General features: G+C 72.0%; 9 protein-coding genes. 4 read left to right on the forward strand and 5 right to left on the reverse strand.

The window, feature by feature from the left end:
• Positions 1 to 39 precede the first annotated feature (39 nt).
• Positions 40 to 1,407, reverse strand: a complete 1,368-nt coding sequence (locus AOK08_RS30005) for a phosphomannomutase/phosphoglucomutase (RefSeq protein ID WP_055531884.1) — start codon at positions 1,405 to 1,407, stop codon at positions 40 to 42.
• A gap of 97 nt (positions 1,408 to 1,504) precedes the next feature.
• Positions 1,505 to 1,924: a DUF3499 domain-containing protein gene (locus AOK08_RS30010; RefSeq protein WP_055531886.1), complete on the reverse strand. Its 420-nt coding sequence runs from the start codon at positions 1,922 to 1,924 to the stop codon at positions 1,505 to 1,507.
• 314 nt (positions 1,925 to 2,238) lie between these two features.
• Between AOK08_RS30010 and AOK08_RS30015 the strand changes: the two genes are divergently transcribed.
• Positions 2,239 to 2,688, forward strand: a complete 450-nt coding sequence (locus tag AOK08_RS30015) for a metallopeptidase family protein (RefSeq protein WP_079054352.1) — start codon at positions 2,239 to 2,241, stop codon at positions 2,686 to 2,688.
• Between the two features lie 114 nt (positions 2,689 to 2,802).
• Here the strand turns inward: AOK08_RS30015 and AOK08_RS30020 are convergent, their stop codons facing one another.
• The 3 genes from AOK08_RS30020 to AOK08_RS30030 all read right to left on the reverse strand — a co-directional run bounded on the left by AOK08_RS30020 (position 2,803) and on the right by AOK08_RS30030 (position 8,506).
• Entirely contained in the window at positions 2,803 to 4,338 is a 1,536-nt protein-coding gene (locus AOK08_RS30020; protein WP_055531890.1) for a DUF5719 family protein, read from the reverse strand.
• Entirely contained in the window at positions 4,335 to 8,027 is a 3,693-nt protein-coding gene (locus AOK08_RS30025) for a glycosyltransferase family 2 protein (RefSeq protein ID WP_079054353.1), read from the reverse strand. The genes AOK08_RS30020 and AOK08_RS30025 overlap by 4 nt, the downstream gene beginning before the upstream one ends.
• A gap of 215 nt (positions 8,028 to 8,242) precedes the next feature.
• A complete protein-coding gene (locus tag AOK08_RS30030; RefSeq protein WP_055531891.1) occupies positions 8,243 to 8,506 on the reverse strand; it encodes a WhiB family transcriptional regulator in 264 nt (87 codons plus the stop codon).
• A 673-nt stretch (positions 8,507 to 9,179) separates the two neighbouring features.
• Between AOK08_RS30030 and AOK08_RS30035 the strand changes: the two genes are divergently transcribed.
• From AOK08_RS30035 to AOK08_RS30045, 3 genes are all read left to right on the forward strand, one after another.
• Entirely contained in the window at positions 9,180 to 9,674 is a 495-nt protein-coding gene (locus AOK08_RS30035) for a cysteine dioxygenase (RefSeq protein WP_055531893.1), read from the forward strand.
• Between the two features lie 130 nt (positions 9,675 to 9,804).
• The gene (gene cofD / locus AOK08_RS30040; RefSeq protein ID WP_055531895.1) at positions 9,805 to 10,764 is read left to right on the forward strand and encodes a 2-phospho-L-lactate transferase; all 960 of its coding nucleotides are present in this window, start codon (positions 9,805 to 9,807) and stop codon (positions 10,762 to 10,764) included.
• On the forward strand, positions 10,761 to 11,462 hold a 702-nt coding region (locus AOK08_RS30045), incomplete at its 3' end, for a coenzyme F420-0:L-glutamate ligase (RefSeq protein ID WP_241827142.1). The genes cofD and AOK08_RS30045, both read left to right, overlap by 4 nt.

Below are 11,462 nucleotides of genomic sequence, written 5' to 3' on the forward strand. Positions count from 1 at the left end.
CGCCGGACGGGCTGGATGTGCCTGGGCCGGAGGGAAGGGTCAGGCTCTGATGATGGTCAGGACCTCGTCCCGTACCTTCGTCATCGTTTTCTCGTCACGGGCCTCCGCGTTCAGGCGGAGGAGGGGTTCCGTGTTGGAGGGGCGGACGTTGAACCACCAGTCCGTTGACGTGACCGTCAGTCCGTCGAGTTCGTCGAGTTCGATGCCGGCCTGGCCCTCGTAGGCCTGCTTGATCGCGGCCAGGCGGGCTGTCTGGTCGTTCACCGTGGAGTTGATCTCGCCGGAGCCCGCGTAACGGTCGTACTGGGCGACCAGGGCCGACAGGGTGCCGTCCTGGCCGCCGAGCGCGGCGAGGACGTGCAGGGCGGCCAGCATTCCCGTGTCCGCGTTCCAGAAGTCCTTGAAGTAGTAGTGCGCGGAGTGCTCGCCGCCGAAGATCGCGCCCGTGCGTGCCATCTCGGCCTTGATGAAGGAGTGGCCCACGCGCGTGCGTACGGGTGTTCCGCCCTGTTCGCGGACGACCTCGGGGACCGACCAGGACGTGATCAGGTTGTGGATGACCGTGCCGGAGCCGCCGTTGCGGGCCAGTTCCCGGGAGGCCACCAGGGCGGTGATCGCCGAAGGCGAGACCGGGTCGCCGTTCTCGTCGACCACGAAGCAGCGGTCCGCGTCGCCGTCGAAGGCGATGCCGAGGTCGGCGTTCTCCTCGCGGGCGCGCTTCTGGAGGTCCACGAGGTTGGCCGGGTCGAGCGGGTTGGCCTCGTGGTTCGGGAAGGTGCCGTCCAGTTCGAAGTACATGGGGACGAGGGTGAGGGGCAGGCCCGCGAAGACCGTCGGGACGGTGTGGCCGCCCATGCCGTTGCCCGCGTCGACCACGACCTTCAGGGGGCGGATGGAGGTCAGGTCGACGAGCGAGCGCAGGTGTGCCGCGTAGCCGTCCAACGTGTCACGCCGCGTGATCGTTCCAGGGGTCACGGGTGTCGGCTTCGGCGCCCCCTCGTCCAGCCAGGACTCGACCAGTTCGCGGATCTCGGTCAGGCCCGTGTCCTGGCCGACCGGTGCGGCGCCCGCCCTGCACATCTTGATGCCGTTGTACTGGGCCGGGTTGTGCGAGGCGGTGAACATGGCGCCGGGCAGGTCGAACGCGCCCGACGCGTAGTAGAGCTGGTCCGTGGAGCACAGGCCGATCTCGGTGACGTCGACGCCCCGGGCCGCCGCCCCGCGCGCGAAGGCCCGCGAGAGGCCGGGCGACGAGGGCCGCATGTCATGTCCGACCACGATCGCGTCGGCCCCGGTCACCTGGACGAAGGCGGCGCCGAACAGTTCCGCCAGAGGCTCGTCCCACTGGTCCGGGACCACACCACGTACGTCGTACGCCTTCACGAGCTGCGACAGATCTGCGGACACGGCCAACCCTTCGCCAAAGTGCCATCGGTGCCCCCAAACTATCCGCTCCCACTGACACCCCACCGTGAGCGGGACCCGGTAAGTGGGTCGGCCGGGCTCAGTTGTCCGGTGAGCGCAGGACTCGCAGGTGTCCGCGCCGTGCGACCTCACGCGGGTCCGCCGTGCGGGCTCCGCCTGTCTCGGCGGTCCGGCCCGGCGGGCGGGCGGCCTCGCGGACCGCGTTGGCGAGCGCTTCCAGATCGTCCCCGCTGGGCCGTGCGGGAGCGGAGCTGTCCAGGAGCCGGACGACCTCCCAGCCGCGCGGCGCGGTGAGGCGCTCGGAGTGCTCGGCGCACAGGTCGTAGCAGTGGGGTTCGGCGTAGGTGGCGAGCGGGCCGAGGACCGCGGTCGAGTCGGCGTAGACGTACGTCAGCGTCGCGACGGCGGGACGGCCGCAAGCGGTGCGCGAACAGCGACGTACAGGGCTCACGACGTTGGACGGTACCGCACTCTTGAGCGGGCCGCGACGACTCCCCACCTGGCCACTCTCCCGTGTCGTGGTGTGAAACCCCCCACACGGGTCTTCCCGGACACCTCGTTGACCTGGGGAGACAACAGGTTACGAGATACCGAACAGTCCTTGATCCGATCACCACTTGGTGTAAATCATGTCAATTGCCGTCATAGCGACGGTCGTCGGTGATCCGGGAGAGTACTGAATCAAGCCCAACGTTGGCTGGAATGGTCATCTCGCGACAGGTGGGCGACGGGCCCGCCGGCCTCGGCCGATGCCCGCGCGCGCAGCGTGCCCGGCGCCCGTACGGCGGTCGCGGGGACTACTCTTCGTCAGTGATGGACAACCCCGTACCGCCCCGCGCCGCAGGACCCGGGCCCCGCCGCCGTGACCGCCACGGTCGTGGCATGCGCGGACCCGTGGCGCCCCCGCAGGTTCCGCTCTCCGCGAGCCGTGCCGAGGTGTTCGCGGATCTGGTGCAGGACTCCGTGGAGCGGCTGGAGCGGCGGTGGCCGCAGCTCGCGGACTTCGACTTCCTCGTCCTCGAAGTACCGCGACTGGACGGGCCGCCCGAGGCCTGGGCGGACGAAACGGTCCCCCTGGGGGGCACGATCGCCGCCCGCGAGGGGCATCCCGCGCGCGTGGTGGTCTATCGGCGCCCGGTCGAGATCCGGACCAAGGGCCGCGACGAACGCGCGGCCCTGGTCCACGAGGTCGTCGTCGAGCAGGTGGCCGAACTGCTGGGCCTCACCCCGGAGACCGTGGACCCCCGGTACGGCGAGGACTGACACCGGCCATCACTTCTGTGGCCATCGCTTCTGTGGCCATCGCTTCTGTGGCCGCCTCTTCCGCGGGCGTCAGTTCCGCGGCCGTCACTCCTGCGGCTGCCACTTCCGCAGGCGTCACTTCTGCAGGACCGACAGGTCCTGCTGCGCGTCCGGTACCGCCACCGTCCCCCGGTCGTCCGGCATCGTCTGGACGGTGAACGCCGGGACGCCGTCCGCCGGGGCCGCGAGGGTCCGGGACGCGTAGACGTCGCCCCCGGAGATCCGCTCGACCGTGAGCGCGTACGTGCCCTTCAGGCCCGCCGGGACGGGGAGTTCGACGTCCTGGGTGGTGCCGCCCTTGATCGTGTACGTCTTCGAGGCCGGCGTACCGCCCTCGCTGCCCGCCGACGCCGTGACCTTCACCTGGGCGGCCCGGCCCGGCGCGGCCAGGGAGAGCGTGGTGCCCTTGGCGGTGTTGCCGACGACCGTCGCGCGCGCGGAGACCGGGCCCGTGGCCGGGATGAAGGCGGTCTCCTGCTTGGCGCCCTTGCCGCGTACGACCTCCAGGGCGGCGACGAACGGCACCGCGGCGTCGGTCGGGGTGAGCACCAGGGAGCCCGCCTCGCCGCGTGTGAGGTCACCGAGGTCGACGGCGGCCGTCATGCCCGCCTTGATGTGTAGCGTCTCGTTGCCGACCGGGGTGATCAGACCGGACGGGGAGGCGAGGCGCACCTTCAGGTCGGCGTCGCTGTCGCTGGGTGTGAAGGCGATCAGGCGCACGGCGATGGCGTCCTTGGGGATGCCCGGCAGGACCTGGCTGTCCGCCGGTTCCAGGGACGCGGTCAGCCAGTCGCCGCCGGTCTTGGCGTCCAGTGCCTGGACGGCGGCGCCGACCCGGCCGCTGCGCACGTTCACGTGCACGGTGAGATCGGCCTGCGGTCCGTCGGTGAGCGTGGACAGCAGGATCGGCTCGCTGCCGTGCGGCGGGACCGTGATGCCCTCGCCCACCTCGGACTTGAGCTTGCCGTCCTTGCCGTACAGCTCGATGTCGACGACCGCGGCGGAGTCGTCCGGGTTGGTCAGGTGCACGTAGTCCGTGCGGTCGGCGGCGGTACTGGCGCCCGGGAACCAGAACTCGGTGTCCGGGACGGTGCAGTTGACGCCCAGCAGGCCGCGTCCGGTGCCCGCGGCGACCTCGGTGGTCTCCTGGACGGTCCAGCCCGGCGCGAGCTTCCCCTGGGCGGTGCCGACGAGCGCGGGCGTGTCGCCGCCCGAGGTGTCGCCGGTGACGGGCTTGCCGGGCTCCTTGGGAGTGAGGACGGGCTTGGCCGTCTTCGCCCCGCCCTTGCCGTTCTCCTTGCCCTTCCCCTTCGCTTTCTCCTTCTCCGTGCCCTTGGCGCCGGTCGCCGACTCCGCGGTGACGGCGGCCAGCTCGGCCTTGCCGTCGCTCCCGGTGCCCTCTGTGACGGGCGTGAAGGACGTGTACGCCGTCTCCGCGAGGTCGGAGGTGCTGGGAGCCGGGCAGAGCAGGCTCGTGCGCTCCACGGGCAGCTGGGCGGCCGTCTTGGCGGTGCCCGCGTCGGACGTGTCCGGTGTGCTGAGGGAGGCGAAGCCGGTGACGGCGGCGAGCGCGGTCGTGCCGGCGATCAGGGAGATCGTGGTGCGGTTCACTGCTGGCTCCCGTCGGGGCGCTCACCCTGCGGGTGTGGCTGTGGTGGCTGCGCCGGGTCGTACCCGGGGTCGTAACCCTGGTCGTACGTCTGGTCGTACGCCGTGGCCTGCGGCGAACCGCCGTACGCGTACGGGTCGTACTGGCCGCTCTGGTACGGATCCCCCTGGTACGCGGGGTCGTAGGTGCCCGGCTGGTACTGCTGCGCGTTCTGGTACTGGTCGGCGCTGTAGCCGTCGTACTGGGCGCCCGCGTAGGCCGCGGTGTTCCATTCGTCGCCGTACGGCTGCTGTTGCGGGATCGCGGCCGGTTCCTCCTCCGGAGGAGGAGGGGTCGCCGACGGGAACTCGGCCTGTTCATCGACCTGTTCGCCGGTCTGTTCGGCCTCCGCCTGGGCGCGCAGGCGGCGGGCGCGGCGGCCCTCGCCGGTGGTGGCCTGGGCGGGGATCGCGCGCTCCTCCTCGGGGAGGTCGTCGTCGACGTCCCGGCGGCGGCCCGGCAGGGCCATGACGACGAGGACGAGGGCGAGCGCGCCCTGGGTCCACAGCCAGGCGGTGTGGCCGATGGGGGTGTCGAAGGTGACGTCCAGCTTCCCTCCGGAGGAGGGAAGCTCGAAGCCCTGGGCCCAGCCGTCGAGCTTGGTGGGGGTGAGCGGCTTGCCGTCCAGCGTGGCCGTCCACGCCTCGTCGGCGGAGTCGGCGAGGCGCAGGACGCGGCTGCCGGAACCGGCCGGGATCGTGGTGTGGATGTCGACGGGTCCGGCGGCGACGGGCAGCGTCTCGCCGGAACCTGAGCCGGAGTCGGAGCCGGACGCCGGGACGATGGCGGCGCGCGAGATCTGCCGGTCGACGCGCCACAGGGCGCCGCCGCCGTCCCGCTGGCTGAGCCTGCTCAGGCCGGGCGTGGCGTCCAGGACGCGGCCGATCTGGCGGGGCGCGCCCCGGTGGACGAGGACGTAGCGCACGGCGAAGCCGCCGAGTTCGTCGGCCTGGTCGGCGCCGGAGCCCGCGACGAGGTTGGCGACGACCTTGTCGAGGAGTTCGTTCTCGCCGCTGCGGGCGGCGAGTTCGCCGTCGCCGAGGCGGGCGCCGGAGCCGCGTACGAGGGTGTAGCCGACGCGGGCGGTGGAGTCGCTGGCCAGGACCAGGGTGCGGGCCTGGTCGCGGGTGCCGCTCTCCTCGGCGACGAACGCGGGCACCTGGACGGGGTCGCGCCGTTCCAGGGGTCCGTCGGCGCCGCGGATCATCCAGCCGGCGGCCAGGAGCAGCGGGCCGGCGGCGGCGGCGAACGCGATCAGCGCGGCGACCGGCTGACGCCAGCCGAAGCTCTGCTCGGCCACGCGCGAGCGTGCCCCGTCGGCGCCGAGCGCGGCGGCGGCCAGCAGGGCGAGGCCGTAGACGAGGGTGGCGGGGCCTGCCCACGCCGAACTGTTCGAGAGGACCGCGAGGACGAGCGCGACCAGGGCGACCGCCCAGGCGGTCCAGATGCCGGACTGACGCTCCGTGCGCAGCAGCGCGGCCAGTGCGGCCAGTACGACGCCGATGAGCATCAGCCCGCTGACCGTGCCGGGCCCGCCGGGGCTGGCGTTGAGCAGGTCGAGGGCGCCCGCGGAGCGGGAGCCGAACTCCAGGCCGGCCTCCTGGAAGAAGCCGAACGGGAACAGAGTCAGCGACCATGGCGCCAGGATCAGGATGGGCACGCCGAACTGGGCCAGGAAGCGGGGCCCGTAGGCGGTGATCTCGCCCCGCCGTACGACGAGGAGGGCGAGGCCGAGCAGCAGGGCGATGGGCCACACGATCGGGGTGAAGGCGGTGGTGACCGTCAGCAGTAGCGTGTACGCCCAGGTGGCGCGCCAACTGCCACGGGCTCCCGACGCGTGCGTGAGCCCGCTCGCCGCCATGCCCGCGCGGGCCATCAGCGGGAGCAGGACCGCGAGTACGGCGGTGCCGATCCGGCCGCCCGCGAGGGCGCCGGTGGTGGCCGGCAGGAAGGCGTAGACGATCGCCGCCCACGCGCGCAGGAGCCTCGATTCGACGAGCGGACGGGACGCGAAGTACGCGGTGAAGCCGGCCAGTGGCACCGAGGCGACCAGGAGGACGGTGACCGCGAGGCCCGCCGAGCCGAACAGGGTGGAGGCGAGCATCGCGACGATCGCCAGATAGGGCGGCGCCGACGAGGTGTCGCCCACGCCCACCGGATGCCAGGCGTCCAGATAGCGCGCCCAGAGTTCGGCGGAGTCGGCCGGCGCGGGCAGCAGGGCGCCGCCCACGAGGGCGCCGCCGCCGAGCAGTTCACGGCAGGCGACGAGCGAGACGAGCAGGAGGACGAGGAAGAGCACCGGGCCGGGCTTGCGGGCGATGCGCTTGAGCCGGACGAACTGCTCGACCTCCAGGAACTCGGCGTCGTCTCCGCCGGGCCCGGACTCGACGGCGTTGCCATGGCGGCCGGCGCCCGAGGTGACTTCGGGGTCGGAGCGTCCGCCGAGGTCGCCGGCGACCTGTTCGATGGTGGCCCGCACGGTCGCGCCGGCCGGCGGGAACAGTGCGCGCAGCTCGCCCTTGTCGATCCGGGCGGCGCCTCGCCGACGGCGCCCGGCGATGATCCGCTCGGGCCGCAGCAGGGTGCCCAGGAGGCCGCGGATCTCGTCGACGGCCTGTCCGGGGGCCTTGCCGACCAGATACGCCACCATGCGCACGAGCGTGCCGAGGATCACGCGCAGCAGCACCCAGGGCAACTGTGCCGTACGGCTGTTGACGAGCAGGGTGTAGACGGCGCCGGCCTTGTCGACCTTGTGCGGGGACGCGGAGGTGCGGCCCACGCAGTCGACGGTGCGGCGCTCGCGGGAGGACGCCTCGGCGTGCCGTACGACCGCCTCGGGGGCGACGAGGACCCGGTGGCCGGCGGCGGTGGCGCGCCAGCACAGGTCGACGTCGTCGCGCATCAGGGGCAGCCGTCGGTCGAAGCCGCCGAGTTCGTCGAAGACGTCACGCCGTACGAGCATGCCCGCGGTGGACACGGACAGCACCGGGCGGACGTGGTCGTGCTGGCCCTGGTCCTGTTCGCGGCGGTCCAGGCCGGTCCAGCGGCGGCCGGAGCTGGCGATCGTCACGCCGACTTCGAGGAGTTGTCTGCGGTCGTACCAGCCGCGCAGCTTGGGGCCGACGATCGCGATGTCGTCGCCCCGGCCCAGTTCGTGCTCGTGTTCCACGACCCGCAGCATCTGGGCCAGGGCGTCCGGGTCGGGGGCGCAGTCGTCGTGCAGCAGCCAGAGCCACTGGACCGGCTCCCCGTGGGGCAGCTCAGGCATGTCGTACGCGTCGTCGCGCCAGCTGCGGGTGACGGGGTCCCAGCCGCTGGGGCGCTTCAGGTACGTCAGCTCGTCCGGGGTGAGGACGGGCGCGGTGCGGTTGGCCTCCTCGACGGCCTGGCCGAAGCCGGTGCGGCGGGCGAGGTGGAGGACGCGGTCGGCGCCGAGGGCTTCGGTGACCAGCCGGGCGGAGTCGTCCGCGCTGCCGGTGTCGGCTCCCATGGCGTTCTGCACGGGGCGTTCCTGCCCGAGCAGCCCGGCGAGCGCCTCGGGCAGCCAGCGGGCGCCGTCGTGGGAGACGAGCACCGCGGTCACCACGTGACGCGGGAACTCGGGCGTGGTGGCAGTGCCGTAGTCGGCTGCCGTGTGGCTGTGCGCGGACATCGAGGTACGGGCCCCGGTTCGGTGGACTGTGGGGGACGCCTGTGCCCTCTGCGAGCGGCGGGGCGTCTCGGACGAACAGCCACACTATCGGCTGGGCAGCACGGCGGCCCGCCGCCTGTGGACAACGCCACCCGCGACGGGCCGTTCGATGTGCCGTGTTGCCGTGTACCGCGTTGTGCCGAACCCGCGCGGGGCCCGGCCATGTGCCGTACGCCTCAGATCGCGGCCTTCTTCAGCCGGCGGCGTTCCCGCTCGGACAGACCGCCCCAGATGCCGAAGCGTTCGTCGTTCGCGAGGGCGTACTCAAGACACTCGGAGCGGACCTCGCACGCGAGGCAGACCTTCTTGGCCTCGCGGGTCGAACCGCCCTTCTCGGGAAAGAAGGACTCGGGGTCGGTCTGGGCGCACAGCGCGCGCTCCTGCCAGCCGAGTTCCTCGTCCGCGTCGTCGACCAGCAGTTGCTGCACCGTCTCGGTCATGTGCGCCCCTCGTCCGTCTTTCGCGTCCCCGTGAGGTTGCCGTTGCCCGTTATCGGCCGAACGACACGAGTGAAATTACAAGTGCGCTGATCCGGGCGAGTCAAGCCGAGATCTGCTATTGGGCCTCTTATTCACTCTGCGGAACCAAGGCCATGCGGAAAGTGTTCAAATCGGCATAAACCTTGACAGGCCGACAGGGGCCCGGGGAGACGACCGCCCTCACACAGAGCCTTTACGAGTGAGGACGTCCAGAAGTTCGATCTCGTTGCGAGGTCCGTGTGCCTGGTTGTGCGCCATGTGTCCTCAGAGGTGGACGGACAAACCTCTCACCCGGGATACGAACCGGATGGGGTGAAACCTGTCCCACATACCGGGTGTCGAGTTGACAGTGCGGGTGTGAACCGGTGTCCTTGTGGGCATGCTCGCGAACTCGGCACTCACCCCGACCCGCCCCGCGCGGTCCCTCGGTGCTGCCCGCGCTCGCTGTAGCTGTTGTTGCTGTTTTGGCTGTTGAGCCCAACGCGCTCCGGCTGCCTTTGAGTCCACCGCGACTCGGCTGCTGTTTCCCAGAAGCCCACACCAGGGCGATGCCTTTCCCGCCCGCGACCCGGGCGGACGGTACGCGACATCCAGCCAGCCCCCACACTTCTCCCGCCGAGGACCTCCGCACCCCATGAACAGCGACAGCGACCTTCAGATCGCCGGCGACATCCTCGAAGTACCGCACCTCCTCCAGGCACCGCGCGAGCACCCGGCCACCGTCGCCGACTTCGTCGGCCTGGCCCGCACCATCGCCGCCGACCGCTCCCAGTGGGAGCACCTCGTCCAGTACGACGCGACCTCGCGCTGGTACCACCGGCTGCGCACCGGTCCCGGCTACGAGGTGTGGCTGCTGTCCTGGGTCCCCGGGCAGGGCAGCGGGCTGCACGACCACGGCGGTTCGTCGGGCGTCCTGACGGTCCTGGACGGCCGGCTCACCGAGCGGACGGAGCGCGGCACGCGCGCGTTGGAGGCGGGTGCGCAGCGGGTGTTCGCTCCGGGGTACGTGCACGAGGTGACCAACGACAGCCTCGAACCGGCGGTCAGTCTGCACGTCTACTACCCGGGCCTGACGGAGATGCCGATGCACGCGGCTCGCTGCGCGCCGTCGGCGGCCGTGATCGGCTGAAGACGGGGCCATGGCTGACGGGGCCACTGCTGAGGACGGCTGACGGGAGCGGGGTTTCGCGGGCGGGCTTCGCGGGGCGGCCCGGCGGGCGGTCGACGCGTTGTCGTACCCGCCTGCAAGACTTGTCCGCATGCGCATTGTGGTTCTGGCAGGCGGCATCGGTGGTGCCCGGTTCCTGCGCGGTCTTCAGCGGGCCGTGCCGGACGCGGACATCACCGTCATCGGCAACACCGGGGACGACATTCACCTGTTCGGGCTGAAGGTCTGCCCCGACCTCGACACGGTGATGTACACCCTCGGCGGCGGCATCAACGAGGAGCAGGGCTGGGGGCGGACCGACGAGACCTTCCATGTGAAGGAGGAGCTCGCCGCGTACGGCGTCGGGCCGGAGTGGTTCGGTCTCGGCGACCGGGACTTCGCCACGCACATCGTGCGGACCCAGATGCTCGGCGCGGGCTATCCGCTGAGCGCGGTCACCGAGGCGCTGTGCGACCGGTGGAAGCCCGGGGTGCGGCTCATCCCGATGTCCGACGACCGCGTGGAGACCCATGTCGCCGTCGAGGTGGACGGGGAGCGCAAGGCCGTCCACTTCCAGGAGTACTGGGTGCGGCTGCGGGCCTCCGTGCCGGCCGAGGCGATCGTGCCGGTCGGCGCGGAGCAGGCGAAGCCGGCGCCCGGTGTCCTGGAGGCGATCGCCGACGCCGACGTGATCCTCTTCCCGCCGTCCAACCCGGTGGTGTCCGTCGGCACGATCCTGGCCGTGCCCGGGATCCGCGAGGCGATCGCCGAGGCCGGGGTGCCCGTGGTGGGCCTCTCTCCCATCGTCGGGGACGCGCCCGTGCGCGGGATGGCCGACAAGGTGCTCGCGGCGGTCGGCGTGGAGGCCACGGCGGCGGCGGTCGCCGAGCACTACGGCTCGGGGCTGCTGGACGGCTGGCTGGTCGACATGGTCGACGCGGGCGCGGTGGAACGGGTGGAGTCGGCGGGCATCCGCTGCCGTGCCGTGCCGCTGATGATGACGGACGTGGAGGCGTCGGCGCAGATGGCGCGCGAGGCGCTCGCGCTGGCGGAGGAGGTGCGGGGCGCTTGAGCGGCGGGCTTCTTGAAGAGGGTGCCATCGGTGGCGGTGGCGGTGACGGGTATCGGGTCTGGGCTGTGGGTGGGCTGCCCGAGGTTCAGGCAGGGGACGATCTGGCGAAGCTCATCGTCGCCGCCGAGCCCGGGCTGCTCGACGGGGACGTGCTACTCGTCACCTCGAAGATCGTGTCCAAGGCCGAGGGGCGCGTCGTCGAGGCGGCTGACCGGGAGGCCGCCATCGACGCCGAGACCGTGCGGGTGGTCGCCCGGCGCGGAACGCTGAGGATCGTGGAGAACCGGCAGGGCCTGGTGATGGCCGCGGCCGGCGTCGATGCCTCGAACACGCCTTCAGGGACCGTGCTGTTGCTGCCCGAGGACCCCGACGCTTCCGCGCGGGCGGTCCGGGACGGGATCAGGGACGCGCTGGGCGTCAACGTCGGGGTCGTCGTGACCGACACCTTCGGGCGACCCTGGCGCGCGGGGCTCACTGACGTGGCGATCGGCGCCGCCGGCGTGCGCGTGCTCGACGATCTGCGCGGCGGCACGGACGCGTACGGCAACCCGCTCTCCGCGACGGTCGTGGCGACCGCCGACGAGCTGGCCGCCGCCGGGGATCTGGTCAAGGGCAAGGCCTCGGGGTTGCCGGTCGCCGTCGTGCGCGGGCTGCCGCACGTGGTGGTCGCCGACGGCGACGGGGATGGGGATGGGGAT

The organism is Streptomyces graminilatus, from assembly GCF_001418565.1.
GTDB classification, from domain to species: domain Bacteria; phylum Actinomycetota; class Actinomycetes; order Streptomycetales; family Streptomycetaceae; genus Streptomyces; species Streptomyces graminilatus.

Excerpts from the sequence above, each read along its gene's own strand:
- AOK08_RS30030 (WP_055531891.1), bottom strand. The coding sequence starts at position 8,506 with ATGACCGAGACGGTGCAGCAACTGCTGGTCGACGACGCGGACGAGGAA.
- cofD (WP_055531895.1), top strand. The coding sequence starts at position 9,805 with ATGCGCATTGTGGTTCTGGCAGGCGGCATCGGTGGTGCCCGGTTCCTG.
- AOK08_RS30015 (WP_079054352.1), top strand. The coding sequence starts at position 2,239 with ATGGACAACCCCGTACCGCCCCGCGCCGCAGGACCCGGGCCCCGCCGC.
- AOK08_RS30035 (WP_055531893.1), top strand. The coding sequence starts at position 9,180 with ATGAACAGCGACAGCGACCTTCAGATCGCCGGCGACATCCTCGAAGTA.
- AOK08_RS30025 (WP_079054353.1), bottom strand. The coding sequence starts at position 8,027 with ATGTCCGCGCACAGCCACACGGCAGCCGACTACGGCACTGCCACCACG.